General features: G+C 61.4%; 22 protein-coding genes. 16 read left to right on the top strand and 6 right to left on the bottom strand.

The annotated features are described in order from the left end of the window. Positions 1-105 precede the first annotated feature (105 nt). Both fixJ and fixL read right to left on the bottom strand, forming a co-directional pair. A complete protein-coding gene (gene fixJ, locus PQR67_RS04005) occupies positions 106-750 on the bottom strand; it encodes an oxygen response regulator transcription factor FixJ (RefSeq protein ID WP_028199479.1) in 645 nt (214 codons plus the stop codon). Beyond that, a complete protein-coding gene (gene fixL, locus PQR67_RS04000; RefSeq protein WP_408454714.1) occupies positions 747-3,263 on the bottom strand; it encodes an oxygen sensor histidine kinase FixL in 2,517 nt (838 codons plus the stop codon). Before fixL ends, fixJ begins: the two co-directional genes overlap by 4 nt. A gap of 275 nt (positions 3,264-3,538) precedes the next feature. On the opposite strand from fixL, the gene aceE reads away from it, so the two are divergent. The 3 genes from aceE (at position 3,539) to lpdA (ending at position 9,997) form a co-directional block, all read left to right on the top strand. Continuing rightward, positions 3,539-6,235 (top strand): pyruvate dehydrogenase (acetyl-transferring), homodimeric type, encoded by a 2,697-nt coding sequence (gene aceE, locus PQR67_RS03995; protein WP_408454711.1) that lies wholly within the window; start codon positions 3,539-3,541, stop codon positions 6,233-6,235. A gap of 86 nt (positions 6,236-6,321) precedes the next feature. After that, positions 6,322-7,968 (top strand): dihydrolipoyllysine-residue acetyltransferase, encoded by a 1,647-nt coding sequence (aceF, locus tag PQR67_RS03990; protein WP_408454708.1) that lies wholly within the window; start codon positions 6,322-6,324, stop codon positions 7,966-7,968. Positions 7,969-8,227: 259 nt separating this feature from the next. Then, positions 8,228-9,997 (top strand): dihydrolipoyl dehydrogenase, encoded by a 1,770-nt coding sequence (lpdA, locus tag PQR67_RS03985; protein WP_408454705.1) that lies wholly within the window; start codon positions 8,228-8,230, stop codon positions 9,995-9,997. A gap of 339 nt (positions 9,998-10,336) precedes the next feature. Here lpdA and PQR67_RS03980 read toward each other — a convergent pair whose 3' ends face one another. Continuing rightward, entirely contained in the window at positions 10,337-10,909 is a 573-nt protein-coding gene (locus tag PQR67_RS03980) for a phasin family protein (RefSeq protein ID WP_408454702.1), read from the bottom strand. An 804-nt stretch (positions 10,910-11,713) separates the two neighbouring features. Here PQR67_RS03980 and pbpG point away from each other — a divergent pair. Continuing rightward, entirely contained in the window at positions 11,714-12,892 is a 1,179-nt protein-coding gene (pbpG, locus tag PQR67_RS03975) for a D-alanyl-D-alanine endopeptidase (RefSeq protein WP_408454699.1), read from the top strand. Positions 12,893-12,995: 103 nt separating this feature from the next. On the opposite strand, the gene PQR67_RS03970 is transcribed toward pbpG, so the two are convergent. Then, positions 12,996-13,796, bottom strand: a complete 801-nt coding sequence (locus tag PQR67_RS03970; RefSeq protein WP_408454696.1) for an IclR family transcriptional regulator — start codon at positions 13,794-13,796, stop codon at positions 12,996-12,998. A 179-nt stretch (positions 13,797-13,975) separates the two neighbouring features. Here PQR67_RS03970 and PQR67_RS03965 point away from each other — a divergent pair, with 179 nt between their 5' ends. Together PQR67_RS03965 and PQR67_RS03960 are read left to right on the top strand one after the other, a co-directional pair. Further along, complete coding sequence (locus PQR67_RS03965; RefSeq protein WP_408454693.1) at positions 13,976-14,698, top strand: (Fe-S)-binding protein; 723 nt, start codon at positions 13,976-13,978, stop codon at positions 14,696-14,698. 120 nt (positions 14,699-14,818) lie between these two features. Next, complete coding sequence (locus PQR67_RS03960) at positions 14,819-16,234, top strand: lactate utilization protein B (protein ID WP_408454690.1); 1,416 nt, start codon at positions 14,819-14,821, stop codon at positions 16,232-16,234. Between the two features lie 43 nt (positions 16,235-16,277). On the opposite strand, the gene PQR67_RS03955 is transcribed toward PQR67_RS03960, so the two are convergent. Beyond that, the gene (locus PQR67_RS03955) at positions 16,278-16,847 is read right to left on the bottom strand and encodes a hypothetical protein (RefSeq protein ID WP_408454687.1); all 570 of its coding nucleotides are present in this window, start codon (positions 16,845-16,847) and stop codon (positions 16,278-16,280) included. A gap of 285 nt (positions 16,848-17,132) precedes the next feature. Between PQR67_RS03955 and PQR67_RS03950 the strand changes: the two genes are divergently transcribed. The 10 genes from PQR67_RS03950 (at position 17,133) to iscX (ending at position 24,299) form a co-directional block, all read left to right on the top strand. Further along, positions 17,133-17,372, top strand: a complete 240-nt coding sequence (locus tag PQR67_RS03950; RefSeq protein ID WP_408454684.1) for a hypothetical protein — start codon at positions 17,133-17,135, stop codon at positions 17,370-17,372. Positions 17,373-17,489: 117 nt separating this feature from the next. Further along, positions 17,490-17,987, top strand: coding sequence for a low molecular weight protein-tyrosine-phosphatase (locus tag PQR67_RS03945; protein WP_408454681.1), 498 nt, complete (start codon positions 17,490-17,492; stop codon positions 17,985-17,987). Between the two features lie 140 nt (positions 17,988-18,127). Then, entirely contained in the window at positions 18,128-18,658 is a 531-nt protein-coding gene (iscR, locus tag PQR67_RS03940) for a Fe-S cluster assembly transcriptional regulator IscR (RefSeq protein ID WP_408454678.1), read from the top strand. A 74-nt stretch (positions 18,659-18,732) separates the two neighbouring features. Then, positions 18,733-19,956, top strand: a complete 1,224-nt coding sequence (locus tag PQR67_RS03935; RefSeq protein ID WP_408454675.1) for an IscS subfamily cysteine desulfurase — start codon at positions 18,733-18,735, stop codon at positions 19,954-19,956. 72 nt (positions 19,957-20,028) lie between these two features. Beyond that, the gene (gene iscU / locus PQR67_RS03930) at positions 20,029-20,442 is read left to right on the top strand and encodes a Fe-S cluster assembly scaffold IscU (RefSeq protein ID WP_028199493.1); all 414 of its coding nucleotides are present in this window, start codon (positions 20,029-20,031) and stop codon (positions 20,440-20,442) included. A gap of 137 nt (positions 20,443-20,579) precedes the next feature. Continuing rightward, the gene (gene iscA, locus PQR67_RS03925; RefSeq protein WP_028199494.1) at positions 20,580-20,903 is read left to right on the top strand and encodes an iron-sulfur cluster assembly protein IscA; all 324 of its coding nucleotides are present in this window, start codon (positions 20,580-20,582) and stop codon (positions 20,901-20,903) included. A 163-nt stretch (positions 20,904-21,066) separates the two neighbouring features. Further along, entirely contained in the window at positions 21,067-21,594 is a 528-nt protein-coding gene (hscB, locus tag PQR67_RS03920; protein WP_408454672.1) for a Fe-S protein assembly co-chaperone HscB, read from the top strand. Between the two features lie 131 nt (positions 21,595-21,725). Next, positions 21,726-23,597 carry a Fe-S protein assembly chaperone HscA gene (gene hscA / locus PQR67_RS03915; protein ID WP_408454669.1) on the top strand — a complete coding sequence of 624 codons (1,872 nt, stop codon included), beginning with the start codon at positions 21,726-21,728 and terminating at the stop codon, positions 23,595-23,597. Positions 23,598-23,744: 147 nt separating this feature from the next. Further along, positions 23,745-24,086: an ISC system 2Fe-2S type ferredoxin gene (gene fdx / locus PQR67_RS03910; RefSeq protein WP_097389705.1), complete on the top strand. Its 342-nt coding sequence runs from the start codon at positions 23,745-23,747 to the stop codon at positions 24,084-24,086. 15 nt (positions 24,087-24,101) lie between these two features. After that, positions 24,102-24,299, top strand: coding sequence for a Fe-S cluster assembly protein IscX (iscX, locus tag PQR67_RS03905; RefSeq protein WP_028199498.1), 198 nt, complete (start codon positions 24,102-24,104; stop codon positions 24,297-24,299). 85 nt (positions 24,300-24,384) lie between these two features. Here the strand turns inward: iscX and PQR67_RS03900 are convergent, their stop codons facing one another. Then, positions 24,385-25,104: a glycine zipper 2TM domain-containing protein gene (locus PQR67_RS03900; protein ID WP_408454666.1), complete on the bottom strand. Its 720-nt coding sequence runs from the start codon at positions 25,102-25,104 to the stop codon at positions 24,385-24,387. Between the last annotated feature and the right edge of the window lie 48 nt (positions 25,105-25,152).

The raw sequence follows: 25,152 nt of genomic DNA, 5'->3' as shown, positions 1-25,152 counted from the left end.
TGGAGGGGCGCAGAGGTGGGCGGGCCGGACCTTTCGACAGTCCGGCCGTTGAAGCTCAATCGCGATCCGCGGAATGTGCCGCTGCCGTTTTCGCGATTGCGATATTTATTGTGCGGGTTGCGGCTTGTTCGACAACGCGAGACGCAGCAGATCGGCGACCGTGTTGACGTTGAGCTTTTCCATAATGTTCGCGCGATGCGCTTCAACCGTCTTGATGCTGATGCCGAGGTCGTCGGCGATCTGCTTGTTCAGGCGGCCGGCGATAATGCGTTCGAGCACCTGGTGCTCACGCGCGGTCAGCTTGCCCAGACGTTCGGCGGCGGCGCGCTGTTGCTGCACGCTGGTGCTTTCGCTGCGTGCCTTGTCGAGCATGCGCTCGACCAGTTTGCGCAGTTCGGCTTCGTCGAACGGTTTTTCGATGAAGTCCATCGCGCCTTTTTTCATCGTCGACACGGCCATCGGCACGTCGCCGTGACCCGTCACGAAGATGATCGGCAGCACGGAGTTGTCGGCGATCAGGCGTTCCTGCAACTCGAGCCCGCTCATGCCGGACATCCGCACATCGAGAATCAGGCAGGCGATCTGGCCCGGATGCGTATGCGGCTGCCATGCGTCGATGAACTGCTCGGCGCTGGAGAAGCATTGCACGCGGTAGCCGTTCGCCTCCAGCAGCCAGCGCAGCGAATCTCGCACGGCCTCGTCGTCATCGACGACAAAGACTGTTTCCTGTGTGGTGACTGGGCTGTTCATAGCTCTCCCGTAACGGTTTGTGGTGTCGGCGCCTCTGACCCGCCGTTGCTCGGGCCGTCAGGCTCTCCAATAGGCAGACTGCAATGGAACGTGGCGCCTGTGATGTGGCCGTCAGACTCGACGTTGTTCACCACCCACAGACGACCGCGGTGCGATTCGATAATCGAACGGCAAATGTTCAGCCCCATGCCCATACCATCGGACTTGGTGCTGTAAAACGGTTCAAACAGACGCTCGGCGGTTGCTTCGTCGACTCCGGGTCCCTGGTCCACAACGCTAATGCAGACAAACCCGCTGTCCAGCCGCACGACCACGCGAATCACGGGATCCACCGCGTTCGGACGCGCGTCGTGCATGGCTTCAGCGCCATTCTTGAGCAGGTTCACCAACACCTGCTCGATCAGCACCGGGTCGACATAGATCACCGGCAGGCGCGAGCGCAGATCGGTCACGATGCGAATCTTGCGCTTGCGCGCTTCGAGTTCGGCGAGACCCACGGCGTCGGCGACGATATCGGCCACGCGCGTGGCCTGGCGTTTCGGCTCACTGCGTTTCACGAACTCGCGAATGCGCTTGATGATCATGCCTGCTCGCACCGCCTGTTGGGCAGTTTTTTCGAGTACGGGCAGAAGATTGTCAGGCGTCGTCCGACCGGATTTAACCAGTGCTACGGTTCCCGAGCAATAGTTATTGATCGCGGCGAGCGGCTGGTTCAGTTCGTGCGCGAGCGAGGAGGCCATTTCGCCCATCGTCATCAGGCGGCTGGTGAACTGCAGTTTCTCGTCCTGCTGACGCGAGAGTTCCTGAGCCTGCTTGCGGGTGGTGATGTCGGTTGCGATCTGCATCTGCGCGAGATGGCCGTCCACCCACTGGATGTACTGGCGGCGCACTTCGAACCATTTCTGGATGCCCTGCACGTAGACTTCCTGGGCATCCGCCGTGCTTTCGGTCAAGGCGGCGGCGGGCAGCCCCGCGTAGGTGTCCACCATGTCGATCGAATCGGACGACGCCTGCGTGCTATCGAAGCCGCCGCCCGCCAGTTCCAGGTGGCCGTCGGGGCGAATGCCGAACAGGTGGCGGTAGTAGCGGTTGGCGAACAGCAATTCGGCTTCGTCGGCGGCCAGCACGGAGACCGCGGCGTCCAGACTCTCGAGCACGGTCGTGAAGCGCTCATGCGCGGCGGCGAGCTCTTCGCGCGCACGCTTCGGCTCGGTGATGTCGGTCATCGACGACATCCAGCCGGTTTGACGGCCCGAGCTGTCGATCAGCGGCGACACGTAGAGCCGCGCGTGGAACGACGAACCGTCCTTGCGGCGCACCCGCAATTCGAAGCCCGACGAAGGCGCCTTGCCGCGCAGCGTCATGTCGAGCTGGCGTTGCATCTCGGGGTAGGCGTCGCGCGGCCAGTAAGCGAATGGCGCGTTCTTGCCGACCAGATCGCTTTCGTCCCAGCCGGTCATGCGGCAGAAGGCCGGATTCACGTGCGTGATGCGGCCATGCATGTCGAGCACGCGCATACCGATCAGCACCGAGTTTTCCATTGCGCGGCGGAAGAAGGCTTCCGCGTAGAGCGCCTGCTGGGCCTCAAAGCGTTGCCGCGTGTGTTTCCACAAGCTCCACAGACTCCACAGCACGAAGCACGACAGGCCGGCCACCAGCCAGACCAGCGTGTTGTTGGTGAAGTTGGTCATCTGCGGGAACGCGTAGACGCGTACCGAGACGCCCTGGCCCGGCGGGTCGAGCGGCAGATCGTAGAACATGTCGCGCGGCAGGCGCGGGCGGGTCGACGTGGTGGTCAACTCGCGATTGTTCACGTCGATGATCGAGATTTTGTATTTGGCCGACAACTCGGGCGGAATGTCGTGCTTCAGGATGCCTTCCACCGAGAACACGGCGGCAATCGTGCCGAGGAAGTCACGGTCGCGGAAAACCGGCGTCTGCAGCGTGATGTAGCCATTGCCGAGGTCGTCGTAGATCAGCGGCGAATACACCTGGCGGCGCGTATTGCGCGCTTCGGCGAAGGCGGCTTTGACGGCCTCGTCCATCTGCGCGTCGTTCGGCTTGGCGAGACGCTGGCCGAACACGGGGAGTGCGGTATTGGGCCAGCGCGGCTGCTGCTGGCTCGTGTACCGGTTCATGTAGAGGATCTCGGGATGCCCCTGCATGATGTCCGTGGTGGACACCTGGAACGAATGCGGATCGGCGTGGCCGGCGACGAGGTCGCGCGCGAGGGCCTGGATCTGTTCCTGCGCGCCGGTCATGGACAGGCGGATCTGCTGCTGCGCCCACGCGACATTGCGGTAGAGCGTGTCTTCCTGCTGCTGCTGTTCGCGCCGGTTCAGGCTCCACAGAATCAGGCTCATGACGACCAGGAAAACCAGGATCGACAGCAACGGCGTGAGCAAATAGGAGTTCGACCACCACGGTCCGTGGTGCCAGCGGGAGGACGGCGTCGAATCCGCCGGCGAACCGGCGGTGCGCGCCGAGCGAGCGAAAAGCCGTTCGGTCAACATGCGTGGCATTGTAGCGCAGCGAGTCACTAGCAAATGGCGCAAAAAAGCACTGAAAGAACCGTTATTCGGCGCAAACTAGCCGGCGTATCCGTCGATCGGCAGTCAAATCAGGTTGCGCCGCAACAATTTTCCGCATTATGAGAAGTGATCTCGTAATTTGAAAATTTTGTTGCGCGGACGTCGGGACCCCTTTTACAATCGGCCGAAGCTGCCGCGGCCGTGCTTCGTCCGCGTCGTCTGTTCAAAGAGCGTTCCTCTATATCCAGGAGACGAGCATGTCCGCTGTACCCGACGAAGTCATGAAATATGTCGCCGCTGAAAAAGACGACGATCCCCAGGAAACCGGCGAATGGCTGGAAGCGCTGGATGGCGTGATTTCTGCTGTGGGCCCCGATCGCGCTCACTACCTCATCGAGAAGCAGATCGAATTCGCCCGTGTACACGGCGAACATCTGCCGTTCTCTGCAAACACCCCCTACATCAATACGATTCCTGTGTCGCGTCAGGCGCCGATTCCCGGCGACCAGGACCTCGAACACCGCATCCGCTCGTACACGCGCTGGAACGCCATCGCCATGGTGCTGCGCGCGGGTAAGGACACGAACGTCGGCGGCCACATCGCGTCGTTCGCGTCGGCCGCCACGCTGTATGACGTCGGCTACAACCATTTCTGGCATGCACCGTCGGCCGAACATGGCGGTGACCTCGTGTTCGTGCAGGGCCATTCGTCGCCGGGTGTGTACTCGCGCGCGTTCCTGCTCGGCCGCCTGAGTGAAAACCAGCTCGACAACTTCCGTCAGGAAGTGGGCGGCGAGGGCATCTCGTCGTATCCGCACCCGTGGCTGATGCCGGACTTCTGGCAATTCCCGACCGTCTCGATGGGCCTCGGCCCGATCATGGCGATCTATCAGGCGCGCTTCATGAAGTACATGCACGCGCGCGGCATTGCGAAGACCACCGGCCGCAAGGTTTGGGCCTTCCTCGGCGACGGCGAAACGGATGAACCGGAATCGCTCGGCGCAATCGGCATGGCCGGTCGCGAACGTCTCGATAACCTGGTGTTCGTGATCAACTGTAATCTGCAGCGCCTCGACGGTCCGGTGCGCGGTAACGGCAAGATCATCCAGGAACTCGAAAGCGAATTCCGTGGCGCCGGCTGGAACGTCATCAAGGTCGTCTGGGGCAGCCGCTGGGATGCGTTGTTCCAGCGCGACAAGTCGGGCGCGCTGATGCGCCGGATGATGGAAGTCGTCGACGGCGAATATCAGACGTACAAGTCGGAATCGGGCGCGTTTGTTCGCGAACACTTCTTCAACACGCCGGAACTGAAGGCGCTGGTCGCCGACTGGTCGGATGAAGACGTGTGGAACCTGAATCGCGGCGGCCACGATCCGCACAAGATCTACGCAGCGTTCACCGAAGCCACCAACGCCAAGGGCCAGCCGACCGTCATTCTCGCGAAGACGATCAAGGGCTATGGCATGGGTGAAGCCGGTCAGGCGATGAACATCACCCACCAGCAGAAGAAGTTGCATCTGGACCAGCTGAAGAAATTCCGCGACCAGTTCCGCCTGCCGATCTCGGACGAAGATCTCGTCAACGTGCCGTACCTCAAGTTCGAAGAAGGTTCGAAGGAACTCGAGTACATGCGCGCTCGCCGCCAGGACCTCGGCGGCTATCTGCCGGCGCGTCGTCAGAAGGCCGAGTCGCTGCCGGTGCCGGCGCTCGACGCGTTCGAGCCGCTGCTGAAGGGCACGGGCGAAGGCCGCGAGATCTCCACGACGATGGCGTTCGTGCGGATCCTGAACATCCTGCTGAAAGACAAGGCGCTCGGCAAGCGCATCGTGCCGATCGTGCCGGACGAGTCGCGTACTTTCGGTATGGAAGGCCTGTTCCGTCAGATCGGTATCTGGAATCAGGACGGCCAGAAGTACATTCCGGAAGACTCCGACCAGCTGATGTTCTATCGCGAATCGGAAACCGGTCAGATCCTGCAGGAAGGCATCAACGAAGCCGGCGGGATGTGTGACTGGATCGCAGCCGCGACGTCGTACTCGACGCACGGCGAGATCATGATTCCGTTCTACATCTTCTACTCGATGTTCGGCTTCCAGCGTATCGGCGACCTGGCATGGGCCGCGGGCGACATGCGTTCGCGCGGTTTCCTGCTGGGCGGCACGGCTGGCCGTACGACGTTGAACGGTGAAGGTCTGCAACACGAAGACGGCCACTCGCTCCTGTGGGCGGCGTCGGTGCCGAACTGCATCAGCTACGACCCGACCTTCGGCTACGAACTCGCGGTCATCATGCAGGACGGTCTGCGTCGCATGGTTGCTGACCAGGAAGACGTGTACTACTACATCACGGTGATGAACGAGAACTACGAGCACCCGGCGATTCCGCAGGGCGATGCTGTAGCGGCCGACATCATCAAGGGTATGTATGCCTTCCGCAAAGCGGACGCCGACGCAAAGGCGCCGCGCGTTCAACTGATGGGCGCGGGTACGATCTTCAACGAAGTGATTGCCGCTGCCGATCTGCTGAAGAACGACTGGGGCGTCGCTGCCGACCTCTGGAGCGTGCCGAGCTTCACCGAACTGGCTCGCGAAGGTCACGAAGTGCAGCGCTGGAACCTGCTGCACCCGACCGAAGAGAAGAAGGTCTCGCACGTCGAGAAGCTGCTGAAGGACGCACAAGGTCCGGTCATCGCGTCGACCGACTACGTGCGCGCGCTGACCGAACAGATCCGCGCGTTCGTGCCGCAGAAATTCGTCGTGCTGGGCACGGATGGTTACGGCCGTTCGGACACGCGTGAAAAGCTGCGTCACTTCTTCGAAGTCGATCGCTTCTGGGTCACGGTTGCCGCGTTGAATGCACTGGCAGACGAAGGCACGATCGAACGCAAGGTTGTCGCCGAGGCGCTCAAGAAGTACAACCTTGATCCCGCCAAACCCAACCCGATGACCGTCTAAGGCATCATTCCCCGTGTGCCATGGCGTGCGCACCTGTCCCTGATCACCAGGGGCGGGTGGCGTGCGCGGCCCAGGAGACACTAACAATGAGTCAAGCGATCGAAGTCAAGGTGCCGGACATCGGCGATTACAAGGACATTCCTGTGATCGAGGTGCTGGTGAAGGCGGGTGACACCGTCGAGAAAGAGCAATCGCTCGTTACGCTGGAATCCGACAAGGCGACCATGGACGTGCCGAGCTCGGCCGCCGGCGTCGTCAAGGAAGTGAAGGTCAAGGTGGGCGACAACGTGTCGGAAGGCTCGCTGATCGTCGTGCTGGATGGGGCGGGCGCTGCTGCAGCACCCGCTCCGGCGCCTGCTGCCGCACCGGCTCCCGCGGCAGCCCCGGCTGCTGCGCCGGCACCGTCGCCGGCTGCGAGCGGCGGTGGTCTGCAAGAAGTCAAAGTGCCGGATATCGGCGACTACAAAGATATTCCCGTGATCGAAGTCGCGGTGAAGGTCGGCGATCGCGTCGAGAAAGAGCAGTCGCTGGTGACGCTCGAATCCGACAAGGCGACCATGGACGTGCCGAGTTCGGCCGCCGGCGTCGTCAAGGAAGTGAAGGTCAAGGTCGGCGATAACGTCTCGGAAGGCTCGGTCATCGTCGTGCTGGAAGCGGATGGTGCTGCTGCACCGGCTTCCGCACCCGCGGCCAAACAGGAAGCGCTCGAGAAACCGTCGGACGCACCGGTTGCTCCGTCACCCGCTCCGGCTTCGCCGTCCGCGCTTGCACAGGCACCGGTGATTCCGGCTGGCGAAGGCGGTGCGCGCCACGCGAGCCACGCTTCGCCGTCCGTGCGCAAGTTCGCGCGCGAACTGGGTGTCGACGTGGTGCAGGTGCAGGGCACGGGTCCGAAGGACCGCATTACGCAAGCCGACGTGACCGCCTTCATCAAGGGCGTGATGACCGGCCAGCGTGCTGCGCCGGCCGGCGCAGCACCGGCTGCCGCGGGTGGTGGCGAGCTGAATCTGTTGCCGTGGCCGAAGGTCGACTTCACCAAGTTCGGTCCGGTCGATCCGAAGCCGCTGTCGCGCATCAAGAAGATCTCGGGCGCGAACCTGCATCGCAACTGGGTCATGATCCCGCACGTCACGAACAATGACGAAGCGGACATCACCGATCTCGAAGCGCTGCGCGTGCAGTTGAACAAGGAAAACGAAAAGTCCGGCGTGAAAGTCACGATGCTGGCGTTCGTGATCAAGGCGGTGGTTGCTGCCTTGAAGCAGTTCCCGACGTTCAATGCGAGCCTCGACGGCGATAACCTGGTGTTCAAGCAGTACTTCCATATTGGATTTGCTGCCGATACGCCGAATGGCCTGGTCGTTCCGGTGATTCGCGATGCGGACAAGAAGGGTTTGATCGACATCGCGAAGGAAATGACCGAGCTGTCGAAGGCCGCGCGTGACGGCAAGCTGAAGCCGGACCAGATGCAGGGCGGTTGCTTCTCGATTTCTTCGCTGGGCGGGATTGGCGGGACTAACTTCACGCCGATTATCAATGCGCCTGAAGTCGCCATTCTCGGCTTGTCGCGTGGCGCGATGAAGCCGGTTTGGGATGGCAAGCAATTTGTGCCGCGTCTGATTCTGCCGCTGTCGTTGTCGTATGACCATCGGGTGATTGATGGTGCTGCTGCGGCGCGGTTCAATGCGTATCTGGGTGCGATTCTTGCCGATTTTCGGCGTGTGATTCTTTGATCTGGTGATGATTGCCGGCGGCGCGGTTTGAGTGGTTATCCGCGCTTCTCGCTGAACTTGCTTTCTTATCGGTCTATTAGCGTCGCCCCTGTGCGGGGCGGCACTTACTTTTCTTTGTCTTCCAAAGAAAAGTAAGCAAAAGAAAGGCGCGTCCTTGGGCGGACTGCAAAGGCTGATCCTGTCCAAGGTGCTGCGAGCTTTCAGGCTGTTTGGGAGTGGGTTCTTTGCCTCATCACGATCAATAAGAGAAGGGGACACTATGAGTCTCGTCGAAGTAAAAGTGCCGGATATCGGTGACTTCAAGGACGTCGATGTCATCGAAGTCAATATCAAACCGGGCGATGTCATCGAGAACGAGCAGGCGCTGATGACGCTCGAGTCCGATAAGGCCTCCATCGAAGTGCCGAGCGATACCGCCGGCACAGTCAAGGAAGTACGCGTCAAAGCGGGAGACAAAGTCTCGCAAGGCACGGTCATCGCGCTAGTCGAAACGTCGGCAGACGCAGCACCGGCTAAGGCGCCTGAGAAAGCGCCCGCTCCGGCAGCGGCGCCTGCACCGGCGCCTGCGTCCAAAGCGGCAGCGCCCGCACCGCAAGCCGGTAGCTTCTCCGGCAACGTGGATGTCGAGTGCGACATGCTGGTGCTCGGTTCGGGCCCCGGCGGTTACTCGGCTGCGTTCCGCTCGGCCGACCTCGGCATGAAGACCGTGCTCGTCGAACGCTATTCAACGCTTGGCGGCGTCTGTCTGAACGTCGGTTGCATCCCGTCGAAGGCGCTGTTGCACACGGCGCTCGTCATCGACGAAGCCGAAGCGCTCGGCGCGCATGGCATCACGTTCGGCAAGCCGCAAATCGATCTCGACAAACTTCGCGACTTCAAGTCGGGTGTGGTCAAGAAGCTCACCGGCGGTCTCGCCGGCATGGCCAAGATGCGCAAGGTCGAAGTCGTGACGGGCACCGGCTCGTTCGTCGATCCGCATCACATGGAAGTGCAGACCGAAGGCGGCAAGAAGGTCGTCAAGTTCAAGCAGGCCATCATCGCCGCAGGCTCGGAAGCGGTGAAGCTGCCGTTCATTCCGGAAGATCCGCGGGTGGTCGATTCGACCGGCGCGCTCGAACTGCGCCAGATTCCGCAACGCATGCTGGTGATCGGCGGCGGCATCATCGGCCTGGAAATGGCGACGGTCTACGCCACGCTCGGCGCGCAAATCGACGTGGTCGAAATGCTCGACGGCCTGATGGCCGGCGCGGATCGCGATCTGGTCAAGGTCTGGGAGAAGTACAACAGCAAGCGTTTTGCCAACGTCATGCTGAAGACCAAAACCACCGCGGCCGAAGCGAAAGACGACGGCATCTATGTGTCGTTCGAAGGCGAAAAGGCCCCGGCCGAAGCACAACGCTATGACCTCGTGCTGGTCGCCGTCGGCCGTACGCCGAATGGCAAGAAGATCGGCGCGGACAAGGCAGGCGTCGCGGTAACGGATCGCGGCTTCATCGACGTCGACAAGCAGATGCGCACCAACGTGCCGCATATCTTTGCGATCGGCGATATCGTCGGCCAGCCGATGCTCGCGCACAAAGCCGTGCACGAAGGTCACGTCGCCGCCGAAGTGGCCCACGGCGAAAAGGCGTACTTCGATGCGCTGCAGATTCCGTCGGTGGCCTACACCGATCCGGAAGTGGCATGGGCCGGCAAGACGGAAGACCAGCTGAAAGCCGAGGGCATCAAGTACGGCAAGGCAGTGTTCCCGTGGGCCGCTTCGGGCCGCGCCATCGCCAACGGCCGCGACGAAGGTTTCACCAAGCTGCTGTTCGACGAAGAAACCCATCGCGTGATCGGCGGCGGTATCGTCGGTCTGAACGCAGGCGACCTGATCAGCGAAGTCTGTCTGGCAGTCGAAATGGGTGCGGACGCAACGGATATCGGTAAGACGATTCACCCGCATCCGACGCTTGGCGAATCGATCGGTATGGCCGCCGAGTTGTACGAAGGGGTCTGTACCGACCTGCCGCCGCAGAAAAAGAAGTAATGCAACCGGGTCCGCCTGCATGCAGGTGGACCCAATGTGCAGAGGCAAAAAAAAACGGCGCGCCCTTTATGGGGCGCGCCGTTTTCTTTTGCAGCAAGCAGCGTTTGTCGTGAAGCAACGCATGAAGCATGCGTCTTCCATCTCAGGCAGCGGGGAAAAAAAATCCCGGCCTTGTGCCGGGCAAACGATACGCTATTCAACGTATCGGAGCGTTTGGCCAGATAAAACCGTGTGAGCGGCAACGGCACAACGCTGTTGCTTACAGTAACGCCGGCCCAACCGTGAGGCGGGCCGGCGTGATCAGGTACCTGAAGCGGCACCAGAAGCAATACCTGAAACTTAGACTGCCTTCTTTGCCGAGCGCGATGCTTGTGCAGCGGCTTGCGAAGCTGCCTTCGACGCGGCCGTTGCGGCTGCATTGAAGTTGCTTTCGGCGATTTCAACAGCTTGCTTGGTTGCCTTGTGGACCGTTTCGTACGTGGTGTTGGCGGCGGTGATTGCCGACTTGATCACGGCGACAGCGGTTTCCGAACCGGCCGGAGCATTCTTCGCAACGTTTTCGACGAGCGATTGAATCTTGCGGTTTTGTTCTTCGAATTGGGCTTCCGCGACGCGGGTGAATTCACCTTGCGTTGCCGAAACGATCTCATACACGTGACGGCCGTACGACAGCGCCTTCTCAGCCACCGGCTGTGCGAGGCTTGCTTGCAATGCCAGCAGTTCCTGCGCGTCCTTCACCGACAGCGCGCGTTGTGCATTTTCCTGGCTTTCCGCGAGGGTCGATTTCACGACTTGCAGGTTCAGTTCAACCAGCTTTTCGACGCCTTCAAATGCTTTGGTCGTCAGGCCGAACAGCGTTTCAAAGTTGGCTTTCTGGGCTGCAGCGAATTGCTCAGGGGTCAGCAGAGTCATGGTTTACGCTCCTGGATCGCGGTCTGTCTGTGCGGACCGCATTGGGTTGGTGGCGAGACGCTCTCAGATCGTCTCCCCGGACTGCGATGTATTGTGCGTCGCAGCAATGGTTCCCATTTTAGGATGGCCGCAACGAATGTCAAGCATTTTTTGTGCGCCGCACAATGTTAATAAATTGCTGATAAAACAATGCGTTATGCAGTAGGCATGACATTCATTTGATGCAGGTTGATTTGTTCGTCGCACCATGCTGGTGCGGAAAGAATCTGCATTTGTTACCGATTTCAGGAGAGGTTTTGACCCCTTGATGAAGCCTGGCGTTGGCGAGAAAGCAACGCTGACGGCTGACAAAAAAACCGTCAATTGGCCATCCCGATGTAAACCAGAAAGTGTCACGGAACGTTAATGCTCTATGCTGGTCGAATGCGCGTTGGCGGTCTCCAGCAGGCGTTTAACAGCCTTCAGCGAGGCCCCCGCGAGTCTGGTGCGTCGGTACGTTGTTCCGGCACGTGGCGCCGGCAAGGCTTGACACGCTGGCGCTCCGACCGTATTTCCCCTGATCAAGGTTGTCTCGAAATTGCCGTTATGCTGAAAGGATCGTCTCGATTCCGGCACGTGGCGGCAAAGGCGGGGCGTAACGCGCTGGCGATCGTTTTTTTCGATCGAAGCGCGGCACTTATTTGTGTTTTTGCGATCGGAGCTTACAAGCCGGTTTAAGGAGCGCGTATAAGTGCTTCAAATTGCTAATTTTTCGTTGTTTTACTACACTTGCGGAAACCTCTTGCCGCTCCCTACCGAACACCCATGAAAACCGACATGTTTTCGTCGCTAAAAGTGATCCACGGCGCGGCCCGTAGCACCGCTCTGTCGGTGGCCGCCTCCATGGTCATCGCAGCGGCGTTCGCCACGCCCGTGAGCACTTTTGCTGCCACGCCCGCCACCACGGCAAAAACCTCCAAAAACGCGAAAGCAGCCAAGAAGCCGGCAGCCGCAGCCAAAGTGTCGAGCAAGAAGGCCGTCAAAGGCGCTGCTGCGAAGACCGTGGCCGCCGCAGGTGACGACGCACCGCGCGCAAGCGTCAAGCGCAAGCGCGTGACATACACGTCGAACGGTCGCCACCACTCGGTGGTGCGCCGCGTCGCGTACGAACCGCGTCCGCCTACCGTCGGCCAGGCTTTCGGTCTGCACGAAACGCCGGACGCACTGATGCTGCGTTCAAGCGTTGCCTACGTGATCGATCAGAACTCCGGCGAGTCGCTGTTCGACAAGAATTCGCGCGCCGTGGTGCCCATCGCGTCGATCACCAAGCTGATGACCTCGATGGTGGTGCTCGACTCGAAAGAGCCGATGACCGATCAGATCGAAGTCACCGACGAAGACCGCGATTACGAGAAGAACACCGGCTCGCGTTTGTCGGTGGGTTCGGTACTTTCGCGTGAAGACATGTTGCACATCGCGCTGATGGCCTCGGAAAACCGCGCGGCCGCGGCGCTGTCGCGTTATTTCCCGGGCGGCCGTCCGGCGTTCCTCGCGGCAATGAATGCGAAGGCCAAGCAACTCGGCATGACCGACACGCACTTTGAAAACCCCACGGGTTTGACGAGCCAGAACGTGTCGAGCGCACGTGACCTCGTGAAAATGGTCAACGCGGCGTATCAATATCCGCTAATCCGCAAGTTCTCGACCGATCACAGCTACGAGGTGTACACCGGCAAGCGTTCGCTGGCGTACAACAGCACGAATGCACTGGTGCGTAACCCGACGTGGGACATCGGCCTGCAAAAGACCGGGTTCATCAACGAAGCGGGCGAGTGTCTTGTGATGCAGGCGACCATTCACGGCCGTCCGATGATCATGGTGCTGCTCGACTCGTCGGGTAAGTACTCGCGCTTTGCGGACGCAACGCGTCTGCGCACGTGGCTCGACAACGGTGGCGATCAGCCGCGCATCACTAGCGCGGATGCCGGCGGCGCGGGCACCTGAAGCTGCCTTGGCATGGTTTGGCGGCCGGTTTTCGGACTGGCCAGAAAAAAGCCTCGCAAACGCGAGGCTTTTTTATTGGGCCGCAGGAGGAGCTGCCGCCCGCTTACGCGTGCTGCGTGTGCTCTCGCTGTATCTGCGGACGATAACCGAGCGACGCTGAAATCAACAGCGCCGTCTGGCTGAGCTGCGCCAGCCACGAGTCCTGCAAGCGATCCGCCGGGGCGGATAGCGACAGGCCCGCAACCAGCTTGCCGGTGTCGTCGTAAATCCCCGCTGCGATGCAGCGCACGCCCAGTTCCAGTTCTTCGTTATCGCGTGCGCACGCCTGTTGACGCACGTGCGACAGCTCACGCTCGAGTTTGGTCAGGTCGGTGATGCTGTTCTGTGTGTGACCGGACAGGCCGGTACGCGTAGCATAAGCTCGCACGCGGGTCGATTCGTCGGCGGCGAGGAAGAGCTTGCCCACCGAGGTCAGATGCAGCGGCGCGCGCCCACCAATCGCTCGCACCACCTGCATGCCGGAGCGCTCGGAGTAGGCGCGTTCTATATAGACGATCTCGTCGCCCTGACGTACCGACAGGTTCACTGTCTGCCCGGTTTGACGGTGCAATTCGCGCATCGGCGTCAGCGCCGCGTCGCGTACCGAGAGCCGCGCCTTCACCAGATTGCCCAGTTCGAGCAGACGCATGCCGAGGCGGTAAGTGCCGGGGTCCGACCGGTCGACCAGCCGGCACATCACCATATCGTTCAGGATGCGGTGCGCGGTGGACGGGTGCAGCTCCGTACGGATGGAGAGTTCTTTCAGGCTGACCGGATCGCTATGCGCAGCGAGTGCATCGAGCAGGCGCATCATGCGTTCAATCACCTGGATCGAAGTTTTGGGATCCGGGTTCGTATCGCTCATGGGAGGAATCGGTTGACGCGTCAAACAGCGGAAATTGATTGTATCCCGTATTGTGAAAAGAAGGAACGCGCTTGGAAGCGCTATTCCAATTTAACGTGGCATTCGTCCTATGTCTTCCGGCCGTTGGTATTGTGCGGCAAACAGCGGATAATCAGGGACGTTTTCCCGAAGGAGGGCTCATGCGAGTCGGATTGTTCGTTACCTGCCTGATTGACCTGATGCGTCCGGAGATCGGTTTTTCGGCCATCAAGCTGATCGAAGGTGCCGGTTTCGAGGTGGTGGTGCCACCTGCGCAAACCTGCTGCGGGCAGCCTGCGTACAACTCGGGTGAGCGGCGCATCGCGCGCGATCTGGCCGAGAAAACCTTGCGCGAGTTCGAACAGTTCGACTACATCGTGGTGCCGTCCGGGTCCTGCGGCGGCATGATCCGTGCGCATTACGGCGACCTGTTTGCGGACGATCCGGAATTCATGACCCGCTTTGGCCGTTTGCGGGCCAAGGTGTTCGAGTTGACCGATTTCCTCGTCAATGTGGCCAGGGTGCAATTGCAGCCGGGTGAGTTCGCGGGCCAGGTGACTTATCACGATTCCTGTTCGGGGTTGCGCGAACTCGGCATCAAGGCGCAACCGCGCGCGTTGCTGGCGCAGGTGGGCGTGGCAGTGACCGAAATGAAGGATTGCGAGCACTGCTGCGGCTTTGGCGGCACCTTCGCGATCAAGTACGGCGATATATCGACAGCGATCGTCGACGAGAAATGCGCGAATATCGGTGCGAGCGGCGCCGGCACGGTGGTGCTCGGCGATCTCGGCTGCATGCTCAATATCGAAGGCCGTTTGCGGCGCACGGGCGACACCGCCACTCGCGTGCTGCATATCGCCCAGGTGCTGGCGGGCGACGTTTAAGAATCGTCGCGGCGCTCAAACAGGCGCGCTTGATTCAATACACTCCATTTCGCGCGCGTCGCTCGTGCACTTCCAGCGCCATTCCGTCGCGCATTTCAGTCGAATTTGCTCAAGGCCGCCATGCAAGTCCAATCAATGCATTTCAAGGCCCGCGCGGGCCAAAAAATTGCTGACCAGCGTCTGCAGCAGAACCTCACCAAGCTGTCGACCAAGTTCGTGTCGGCCCGCGCCGCGTCCATGACGGCGATCGATTTTCCTGCCACCCGCGCCGCGCTCAGGGAGCGCCGCGATCGTGCGCTGGAAAATCTCGATGTCTGGATTGAGACCTTCGAACGCGAAGCGGCCCGGCGCGGCGTCACCGTCCTGTTCGCGGAGACGACGCATGAGGCAGCGCGCCTCGTCGGCGATATTGCGCGCCGGCACGAGGTGAAGAAGGTGATCAAGACCAAGTCGATGGTCACCGAGGAAATGCGCCTGAACGAAGTGCTGGGGCAAATGGGCGTGCAGTCGATCGAAACCGATCTGGGTGAGTACATTCTTCAGATCAACGATAACGAGCCGCCCAGCCACATCATTGCGCCGGTCGTCCATAAAGATAAGGACGAGATCGCCGATCTTTTCGCGAAAACGCACGACCGCCCGCGCCTGACCGAAATCACGGACATGACCCGCGAAGCGCGCGAGGTGCTGCGACCGCACTTCATGACCGCGGACATGGGCGTGACCGGTGGCAACTTCGTGGTGGCAGAGACGGGTTCCGTCGTGCTTGTCACGAACGAAGGTAACGAGGGCATGTGCACGGTAATGCCGCGCGTGCATGTGGCTGTGACCGGCATTGAGAAAGTGTTGCCAACGCTCGAAGATCTGGCGACTGCGATGCGCCTTTTGCCGCGATCGGCCACGGGCCAGGCAACCTCGAACTATTTTTCCGTGCTGACCGGGCCGCGCGGCGTGGGCGATCAGGACGGTCCCGAGCATATGTATGTAGTGCTGGTCGACGGCGGGCGCACGGGCCTGATTGGCGGTGACTTTCAGGACATGCTGCGCTGTATCCGTTGCGGCGCCTGCATGAATCACTGCCCGGTGTATCAGAAGGTTGGGGGGCATGCCTACGGTTGGGTTTATCCGGGGCCGATGGGCTCGGTGCTGACGCCGAGCTACGTCGGCATCGACAAGGCGCTGGATCTGCCTCAGGCGGCGACTTTATGCGGCGAGTGCAACAGCGTATGTCCGGTGGGGATTCCCTTGTCCGATCTGTTGCGCAAGTTGCGCGAGAAGCAGGTCGAGCGGCGTTTGCGGCCGTGGCGCGAGCGGGTAGGGCTTGCGGTGTGGGGTTTCCTCGCGCTGCACCCGGATGCTTACGCGCTCTTCACCAAGCTGGCGGTTCGCGTGCTGGAACAAATGGGCGGGCGAAATCGTTCGATTGCCAAACTGCCGTTGGGTGGCGCGGGGTGGACCAATACGCGCGATATGCCGGCGCCGGTCGGCCGTACGTTCAGGGAGCTGTACGCCGCTCAGCGCAGCCACATAGGCTGAGCGAGCGGTACCGCGCGCTCGCACCTGCGCCTTCCTCGCCGGATCAGTGGTCCGACATTCCCGGCTGGCGCCCGTAATTGCCTCTCGCCGACGCATTGCCCCCGTTGCCGCGCCCATTGCCATTGCCTGCTTGCTGTGGCGGAGCGGGCGGCGGGCCGCCTGCTCCCGGGCGTGGTGCGTTAGACCCACTCGGTCCTCTCGGTCCACCCACCGCGCCTTGAGGCGGCGGCCCACCGCGTGGGCCAGCGCCGTTTGGCTGGCCATGCCAGCCGCCGCTTCCGTTGTCTCCGCGGTTTCCGTTGTTTCCATAGTTGCCGTTATTCGGCCGGCCCCGGTCCGGATAGCCCGGGTAGCCCCGATATCCGGGTCCCGGCCCGTAGTAGCGGCCCGGTCCGTCGTAGTAACCCGGTCCCGAGTAATTGCTGTAGCCCATGTAGACGCTGGTTTGCGGCACAACCGGCACGCCCGTGGCATAGCCGTCGTAACTGCCATAGTCGCTGTAACCGCCGCCATAGCCGTTGCCGGCCATTGGCGTGCCGTCCGGATAGACCGCGCAGCCGCCTAACAATGCGACAGCGACTGTCAGGCCGGCAAGTGGAGCAAGAGGTTTCATTTGAAGGGCCAGTGCGAGGTTTTCATTTCTGTAAGACAGCTATTATCACCAACCGTCGCACCAGTTTTGTATGTGTTTGTAAGGATTTCTTTTTCATGCCACGACGCACGTCAATGTCACCGACGTTGTGCCTGGCAAACGGGTTAATGGGGTTCATGGACTGTTCCATCCAGAGCAACGCTGTATCTCGTCCCTGTGGGTTTTTCCCGATTGTGAATTCCTATAGGATTTCGACTGGGCATAGTGCGTCACGAGCGTACGAGCCCCAATCGGAGAAACAGCATCATGAAAAAGATAATATCGGTGTACTGGCCCCTTGCCATTGTTGTACCGCTTGCCGCGGCAGCCTATCTGCACATTGGCGGCGATAACGCTATGCGTTCTTCGCAAGTGCCGCTTGCTGCCGATCAACTGACTGCCGAACTGGCGCGTGCCGTCTCGTACGGCATGGTCGACAACGCGGCGACGTTGCCGGCCAAACCCATGCGCGCAGTAACGGCAATGCCGCTGGCTGAAGCGTCCTGAAGTGTCCTGAAGTGTCCTGAGCGCGCCGCGTCCGGCGCGATTTGGCGCGGCTTTGTATAATCGCGCCACCGTTTCTTAACTGTCTATCTGCGGGCGCTTGGCGCCCGGTTGCCTCTGATGAAAACCGTGTCCATCTGCTTTGTCTGCCTGGGGAACATCTGCCGTTCACCGACCGCGGAAGGCGTGATGCGCCGTCTGGTCGGGGAGGCGAAGCTTGCGGAGCGGATTCTGATCGATTCGGCCGGCACGGGCGACTGGCACATCGGCCAGCCGCCGGACGACCGCGCGCAAGTTGCCGCAGGCCGACGGGGTTATGAGCTTGCTGCCTTGCGTGGGCGGCAGATCGCGGCAGCCGACTTCGAGCGTTTCGATCTGCTGATCGCGATGGATGACAAAAACGTCGCCGCGCTGCGCCAGGTTTGTCCTGTGCAGCAGCGTGACAAAATCCGCCTGCTGATGGAGTTCGTGTCTGAGGCGGACGATCGCTGGGCCGGCGCGCGAGAAGTGGTCGATCCCTATTTCGGCGGCGCCGAAGGGTTCGAGCAGGTGTTGGATCAATGCGAAGCGGCCTGCCGCGGGCTGATCGCGGCGTTGCGCCCTCAACTGATTGCATGAGTGTGGCGGTGGTCGGCCGGCGTCGGCTGCCCTATTCAGTAATTAAGCAAATGACCCAAATCACGATAGGGATACTTGACTAATTCACTCATGTATTTATACTTGACCAAACTTGTCGAGAATTGCGGTTCCCACACCATATGAGACTCACCACAAAAGGCCGTTTCGCCGTCACGGCGATGATTGACCTGGCACTGCGCCAGGAGCAGGGCCCGGTGACGCTTGCGGGTATCAGCCAGCGCCAACATATCTCCCTGTCTTATCTCGAGCAGCTGTTTGGCAAGCTGCGTCGTCACGAAATCGTCGAATCCGTGCGCGGACCCGGCGGCGGCTACAATCTGGCCCGCCGCGCTGAAGACGTGACCGTCGCCGACATCATCATCGCTGTCGACGAGCCGCTCGACGCCACCCAATGCGGCGGCAAGGGCTCGTGCGAGGGTACCAAACAGCACGACGGCCACTGCATGACGCACGAATTGTGGTCGACCCTGAACCAGAAAATGGTCGAGTATCTGGATTCGGTCTCGCTGAAGGATCTGGTCGATCAGCAGCGCTCGCGCGAAGGTGCGCCGGCGGTGTTGCGCGATCGCCGCAATGAAGCGCCGGCGGTCGAACCCGCTCGCGCGGTGCCGAAAGGGCCTAATTCAGTTTTCAACATGGCCGGTTCCTAGGCGCGGCAATCAGAACGCACCGCAGCCTGATCAGGAACCCAGAAGCCAGAGCAATGATGTCCCCGGAGCAATTGATGAACAACGACACTCTCCACCTGCCCATCTACATGGACTACAGCGCGACGACGCCGATCGATCCGCGTGTGGTGGACAAGATGATTCCGTACCTGCGTGAGCAGTTCGGCAACCCCGCATCGCGCAGCCACAGCTATGGCTGGGATGCGGAACGTGCGGTGGAAGAAGCGCGCGAGAACGTCGCTGCGCTGGTGAATGCCGATCCGCGCGAAATCATCTGGACCTCGGGCGCAACGGAATCGGACAACCTCGCGATCAAGGGTGCTGCGCACTTCTACAAGAGCAAGGGTAAGCACATCATCACGGTGAAGACCGAGCACAAGGCTGTGCTCGACACCTGCCGCGAACTCGAACGCGAAGGCTTTGAAGTCACGTATCTGGACGTGAAGGACGACGGCCTGATCGACCTCGAAAAGTTCAAGGCCGCGCTGCGCCCGGACACGATTCTGGTCTCGGTCATGTCGGTGAACAACGAGATCGGCGTGGTCCAGGACATCGAGGCGATCGGCGAGATCACCCGTGAAAAGGGCATCATTTTCCACGTCGACGCGGCGCAGGCCACCGGCAAGATCGCGATCGATCTGCAAAAGCTGAAGGTCGACCTGATGTCGTTCTCGGCGCACAAGACGTACGGTCCGAAGGGCATTGGCGCGTTGTACGTGCGCCGCAAGCCGCGTATCCGTATCGAGGCTCAGATGCACGGCGGCGGTCACGAGCGCGGCATGCGTTCGGGCACGCTGGCTACGCACCAGATCGTCGGCATGGGCGAAGCATTCCGTATCGCACGTGAAGAAATGGCGACGGAAAACGAGCGCATCCGCATGTTGCGCGATCGTCTGTTGCGCGGCCTGCAGGACATGGAAGAAACGTATGTGAACGGCGACATGGAAAAGCGTGTGCCGCATAACCTGAACATCAGCTTCAATTTCGTCGAAGGCGAATCGCTGATCATGGCGGTGAAGGACGTGGCGGTGTCGTCGGGCTCGGCGTGTACGTCGGCTTCGCTGGAACCGTCGTACGTGCTGCGCGCACTCGGCCGTAACGACGAGCTGGCGCATAGCTCGATCCGCTTCACGGTGGGCCGCTTCACGACCGAGCAGGATGTCGATTACGTGATCAACCTGCTGAAGACCAAGATTTCGAAGTTGCGCGACTTGTCGCCGCTGTGGGAAATGCACAAGGACGGGATCGATATTTCGACCATCCAGTGGGCAGCGCACTGACGCGCCAGTCTGGACGAAGTCGAATTTATCGAATCTCAATTTGCAGGTTGAAACGGATCAAGGAGTGTAATCATGGCTTATAGCGACAAGGTTCTGGACCACTACGAAAACCCGCGCAACGTCGGTTCCTTCGCGAAGGACGACGATGCGGTCGGCACCGGCATGGTCGGCGCGCCGGCATGCGGCGACGTAATGAAGCTGCAGATCCGCGTGGGCGCGGACGGCATCATTGAAGACGCGAAGTTCAAGACGTATGGCTGCGGTTCGGCGATTGCGTCGAGTTCGCTCGTCACCGAATGGGTGAAGGGCAAGACGCTCGATCAGGCCATGTCGATCAAGAACACGCAGATCGCCGAAGAACTGGCGCTGCCGCCGGTGAAGATCCACTGCTCGATTCTCGCGGAAGACGCGATCAAGGCAGCGGTCGCCGATTACAAGCAGCGTCATGGTGAAGCGGTCGTCGAAGGCGACAAGCAACACGCGTAAACGTGTTTGAGTGAGTCGAAGCGGGCGGTACAGGTAGAAATGCACCGTCCGGCGTGAGCGATATTTGATGCAGACAGGGTAGCGGCGTGTCAGTAGGCATATGAATGCCGAACGCGCGCGGCGCAATGAGAAACGCTATGGCAATTACGTTGACCGAAAAGGCAGCACAGCACGTCCAGAAGTATCTGACTCGTCGCGGCAAGGGTGTCGGGCTGCGCGTAGGCGTGCGCACCACCGGTTGCTCGGGTTTGGCTTACAAGCTCGAGTACGTGGATGAACTCGCGCCTGAAGACGAAGTGTTCGACTGCAACGGCGTGAAGATCATTGTCGACCCGAAGAGCCTCGCCTATATCGACGGCACCGAACTCGACTTTGCGCGCGAGGGATTGAACGAGGGCTTCAAGTTCAACAACCCGAACGTGAAGGACGAGTGCGGTTGCGGCGAATCGTTCCGCGTGTAGATCGGCTCATTCCGCGTGCAGCGGATCAAAGGCGGCGCGGGCCGCCTTTTTAGTTTCATCCGCGCATCCGGTGGTTCCTTACCGCAGAACCTTCACTGCGATTTCGATCCGCGTTTTTAGCCTGCACTCCGGTGCGCTTTCCTGAACGGACTCTTTTTATCCGATGGCCTCGCTGAACGACAGCCACTTCGACCTGTTCGATCTGCCGGCGCAATTCGCGCTCGACGCACCGGTACTCGATCACGCCTACCGCACGGTGCAGGCACAAGTGCATCCGGACCGCTTCGCGGCGGCCGGCGACGCGCAAAAGCGCATCGCGATGCAATGGGCGACGCGTACCAACGAGGCGTATCAGACGCTGCGCGATCCGTTGAAGCGCGCGACCTACCTGTTGCACCTGCGCGGCATTGACGTTGGCGCTCACAACAACACGGCGATGGAGCCGGCGTTCCTGATGCAGCAGATGGAGTGGCGCGAAGGCATTGAAGACGCGGCCGCGGCGAAGAACGTCGACGCGCTCGACGCCCTGCTGACCGAGCTGCGCGACGAAGAGCGCATGCGCTTCGACAAGCTCGGCGCGTTGCTCGACAGCGGCGCGAATCAGGCCGCGGGCGAGGCGGTGCGGCAGTTGATGTTCATCGAGCGGGTGGCGTCGGAAATCGACACGCAGATCGAGCGGCTCGAGAACTAGCGGTCCAATATGGTCCGGCGTCCCGGTGCGCGCCCGCGCCGCGCATGAATACGCAGCGATAGCAGTCGTAGCAATCTCTCCAGCAACGCGAAAATTCAGGACGGGGCCCAGGCGGCTCCGAGAAGATCCAGATGGCCTTACTGCAAATCTCCGAACCCGGCATGGCGCCGGCGCCCCATCAGCGGCGTCTGGCGGTCGGTATCGATCTTGGCACCACCAACTCCCTCGTCGCCGCCGTACGCAGCGGCGTGCCCGACGTGCTGCCCGACGAAGATGGCCATGCGCTGCTGCCGTCGGTGGTGCGTTACCTGGAAAAGGGCGGCCGCCGTATCGGCCGCACGGCCAAGGCTGAAGCCGCAACCGATCCGCGCAACACGATCGTGTCGGTCAAGCGCTTCATGGGGCGTGGCAAGGCGGAAGTGGAGGGCGCCGAGAACGCGCCGTACGATTTCGTCGACGCGCCCGGCATGGTGCAGATCCGTACTGTCGACGGTGTGAAGAGCCCGGTCGAAGTGTCCGCGGAAATTCTCGCGACGCTGCGCCAGCGTGCCGAAGACACGCTCGGCGACGATCTGGTCGGCGCGGTCATTACCGTGCCCGCGTACTTCGACGAAGCGCAGCGTCAGGCAACCAAAGACGCCGCGCGTCTGGCCGGCCTGAACGTGCTGCGTCTCCTGAACGAGCCGACAGCGGCTGCGATCGCCTACGGCCTTGATAACGGTTCCGAAGGCCTCTACGCGGTCTACGACCTCGGCGGCGGCACCTTCGATCTGTCGATTCTGAAGCTCACTAAAGGTGTGTTCGAAGTGCTCGCGGCGGGTGGCGATTCCGCGCTCGGCGGCGACGATTTCGACCACGCCCTGTATCGCTACGTGCTGGAGCAGGCGGGTATCGCGCCGCAAACGCTCGCCGCCGAAGACGTCCGCCTGCTGCTCGACAGCGTTCGCGTGACCAAGGAGGCTTTGTCGGATGCGCCGGGTGCAAAGGTACAGGCCACACTCTCGAACGGCACCCGGATCGATCTGACGATCGACGAGGCCACTTTCGAGACCATCACTCAGGCGCTGGTTCAACGCACGCTCGGGCCGACGAAGAAAGCGCTGCGCGATGCCAGGGTGACGACCAAAGAGGTCAAGGGCGTGGTGCTGGTGGGCGGCGCGACGCGCATGCCGGTGATCCGCCGCGCGGTCGAGTCGTTCTTCGGTCAGCCGCCGCTCATCAATCTGGACCCGGATCAGGTCGTCGCGCTTGGCGCGGCGATCCAGGCCGATCTGCTCGCGGGCAATCGCGGCGCGGACGGCGACGAGTGGTTGTTGCTCGACGTGATTCCGCTGTCGCTCGGCGTCGAAACGATGGGCGGTTTGACCGAGAAGATCATCCCGCGCAATTCGACGATCCCGGTCGCTCGCGCGCAGGATTTCACGACCTTCAAGGACGGCCAGACGGCGATGGCGATCCACGTCGTGCAAGGCGAGCGCGAGCTCGTCAGCGATTGCCGTTCGCTCGCGCGTTTCGAGTTGCGCGGCATTCCGCCGATGGCGGCTGGCGCGGCGCGGATTCGCGTCACGTATCAGGTCGACGCGGACGGCTTGCTGTCGGTCTTCGCGCGCGAGCAGGGTTCGGGCGTGGAAGCGTCGGTGGTGGTCAAGCCGTCCTACGGTCTGGCTGACGACGACATCGCCAGAATGCTCGAAGAGAGCTTTTCGACCGCCGAAGTCGATATGCGCGCGCGCGCACTGCGTGAGGCGCAAGTGGAAGCGCGCCGTCTGGTGGAAGCCACCGACGCGGCGCTCGCCGCCGACGCCGAATTGCTCGACGACAGCGAACGCGCCGAACTCGACGCGCTGCTCGTCGCTTTGCGCAACATCGCCGAAAGCGACGACGCCGACGCGATCGAAGCCGCGACCAAAACGCTTGCCGAAGGCACCGACGAATTCGCCGCCCGCCGCATGAACAAGGGCATTCGTCGCGCGCTGGCCGGCCGTAAGCTCGACGAGATCTAAGCGTTTGCGGCGTGGCCGCGCGATGCGCGCCAGCCGGCAATGAACAATGAAGCGCGCCGCGTAGACTTAAAAAAGTCCGCGCAGCGTCAGTAAAATGGCACGGAGCCTGGTTGCGGCCGTCGTGCCGCAGACCCAAACGGAAAATGTATGCCTCAAATCGTTGTGCTGCCCCACGTCGAACTGTGCCCGGAAGGCGCGGTGATCGACGCCGTGCCCGGCAAGAGCATCTGCGACAGTCTGCTCGAGCACGGCATCGAAATCGAGCACGCGTGCGAGAAGTCCTGCGCGTGCACGACTTGCCACGTGATCGTGCGTGAGGGTTTCGCCGCCTTGACGCCGTCCGAGGAAGACGAGGACGATCTGCTGGACAAGGCGTGGGGGCTCGAACCGGCCTCGCGTCTGTCGTGCCAGGCGATGGTGCCGGCCGAGCAGGATCTGGTCGTCGAGATCCCGCGCTACTCGATCAATCACGCGAAGGAAAATCACTAACTGGAGGATGCAGCCATGAAGTGGACCGATACGCAAGACATCGCGATGGCCCTGACTGACAAGCACCAGGGTATCGACCCGCAGCAGGTGCGCTTCACCGATTTGCACCGCTGGGTGACCGAGCTGGAAGGGTTCGACGACGACCCTAACCGGTCGAACGAAAAAATCCTTGAAGCGATTCAGGCCGCATGGATCGAAGACGCGGATTATTGAGTCCACTTTCGCTGCAGCAAAGAAAAAGGCGATTCCATTGGAATCGCCTTTTTTAACGCCTGGAAAATCGTCAGGCAGCCAGCCTTCAGACCGCGACGAGCGAGCCGTTTTCGACCCGCACGCGCTGGCCTTGCTGGAACGGCGGCGCTTCGTGATAGGTGAAGTAGCGCGTCTTGCCGTTTTCCATTCGCACCCGCACCGAATACGACGTCGTGCTGCGGATGTGCTTTTCAACCGAGTTACCGGCGAGGCCCCCGCCGAGCGCGCCGAGGATCGTCATCGCGGCACGGCCATTGCCGGCGCCGAACTGATTACCGACCACGCCGCCGGCCACGGCGCCACCGACGGCGCCGATACCGGTGCCATGACCTTCCTGACGCACCGCTGAGATCGCAGCCACCGTGCCGCAACTCGAGCAGTACGCCGGTTGCGACGGCTGCTGTTGCTGATATTGCGGAGCCGGCTGGGCCTGCTGCTGGGCGTACTGCTGTTGCTGAGGCTGCTGAGGTTGCGGCACGGGTTGTGGCGCCGGTTGCTGGGCGGTTTGTTGCGCAGCCGCCGGCTGTTGGCCACCCGGCTGGTTAGCCATATTTGCCGGTGCCGCCGAATCAACCACGCCAGGCTGTGTGGTCACTTGCGCGGCCTGGCTCTGATCTGTTTGCGCGCCTGTGCTCGACGCCTTCGGGAACAGCCCCGTGACGGCCGCGGTCGCGACGAGACTGGCGATGATGACTGCGCCCGCAGCGGTTGCCACAAGCGGGTGAAGACGACGTTGTTGCGTGGATTTGGTATCTGGATTATCCATATTTGCCTCCGTCTGGAGCAGAGTCGACTGTTATTGAGACTGAGTGTC

It is taken from the genome of Paraburkholderia fungorum (assembly GCF_046026025.1).
GTDB classification, from domain to species: Bacteria; Pseudomonadota; Gammaproteobacteria; order Burkholderiales; family Burkholderiaceae; genus Paraburkholderia; species Paraburkholderia fungorum_E.
This window is presented reverse-complemented; position numbering and strand designations above follow the sequence as displayed.

Excerpts from the sequence above, each read along its gene's own strand:
- fixJ (WP_028199479.1), bottom strand. The coding sequence starts at position 750 with ATGAACAGCCCAGTCACCACACAGGAAACAGTCTTTGTCGTCGATGAC.
- fixL (WP_408454714.1), bottom strand. The coding sequence starts at position 3,263 with ATGTTGACCGAACGGCTTTTCGCTCGCTCGGCGCGCACCGCCGGTTCG.
- aceE (WP_408454711.1), top strand. The coding sequence starts at position 3,539 with ATGTCCGCTGTACCCGACGAAGTCATGAAATATGTCGCCGCTGAAAAA.
- aceF (WP_408454708.1), top strand. The coding sequence starts at position 6,322 with ATGAGTCAAGCGATCGAAGTCAAGGTGCCGGACATCGGCGATTACAAG.
- lpdA (WP_408454705.1), top strand. The coding sequence starts at position 8,228 with ATGAGTCTCGTCGAAGTAAAAGTGCCGGATATCGGTGACTTCAAGGAC.
- PQR67_RS03980 (WP_408454702.1), bottom strand. The coding sequence starts at position 10,909 with ATGACTCTGCTGACCCCTGAGCAATTCGCTGCAGCCCAGAAAGCCAAC.
- pbpG (WP_408454699.1), top strand. The coding sequence starts at position 11,714 with ATGAAAACCGACATGTTTTCGTCGCTAAAAGTGATCCACGGCGCGGCC.
- PQR67_RS03970 (WP_408454696.1), bottom strand. The coding sequence starts at position 13,796 with ATGAGCGATACGAACCCGGATCCCAAAACTTCGATCCAGGTGATTGAA.
- PQR67_RS03965 (WP_408454693.1), top strand. The coding sequence starts at position 13,976 with ATGCGAGTCGGATTGTTCGTTACCTGCCTGATTGACCTGATGCGTCCG.
- PQR67_RS03960 (WP_408454690.1), top strand. The coding sequence starts at position 14,819 with ATGCAAGTCCAATCAATGCATTTCAAGGCCCGCGCGGGCCAAAAAATT.
- PQR67_RS03955 (WP_408454687.1), bottom strand. The coding sequence starts at position 16,847 with ATGAAACCTCTTGCTCCACTTGCCGGCCTGACAGTCGCTGTCGCATTG.
- PQR67_RS03950 (WP_408454684.1), top strand. The coding sequence starts at position 17,133 with ATGAAAAAGATAATATCGGTGTACTGGCCCCTTGCCATTGTTGTACCG.
- PQR67_RS03945 (WP_408454681.1), top strand. The coding sequence starts at position 17,490 with ATGAAAACCGTGTCCATCTGCTTTGTCTGCCTGGGGAACATCTGCCGT.
- iscR (WP_408454678.1), top strand. The coding sequence starts at position 18,128 with ATGAGACTCACCACAAAAGGCCGTTTCGCCGTCACGGCGATGATTGAC.
- PQR67_RS03935 (WP_408454675.1), top strand. The coding sequence starts at position 18,733 with ATGAACAACGACACTCTCCACCTGCCCATCTACATGGACTACAGCGCG.
- iscU (WP_028199493.1), top strand. The coding sequence starts at position 20,029 with ATGGCTTATAGCGACAAGGTTCTGGACCACTACGAAAACCCGCGCAAC.
- iscA (WP_028199494.1), top strand. The coding sequence starts at position 20,580 with ATGGCAATTACGTTGACCGAAAAGGCAGCACAGCACGTCCAGAAGTAT.
- hscB (WP_408454672.1), top strand. The coding sequence starts at position 21,067 with ATGGCCTCGCTGAACGACAGCCACTTCGACCTGTTCGATCTGCCGGCG.
- hscA (WP_408454669.1), top strand. The coding sequence starts at position 21,726 with ATGGCCTTACTGCAAATCTCCGAACCCGGCATGGCGCCGGCGCCCCAT.
- fdx (WP_097389705.1), top strand. The coding sequence starts at position 23,745 with ATGCCTCAAATCGTTGTGCTGCCCCACGTCGAACTGTGCCCGGAAGGC.
- iscX (WP_028199498.1), top strand. The coding sequence starts at position 24,102 with ATGAAGTGGACCGATACGCAAGACATCGCGATGGCCCTGACTGACAAG.
- PQR67_RS03900 (WP_408454666.1), bottom strand. The coding sequence starts at position 25,104 with ATGGATAATCCAGATACCAAATCCACGCAACAACGTCGTCTTCACCCG.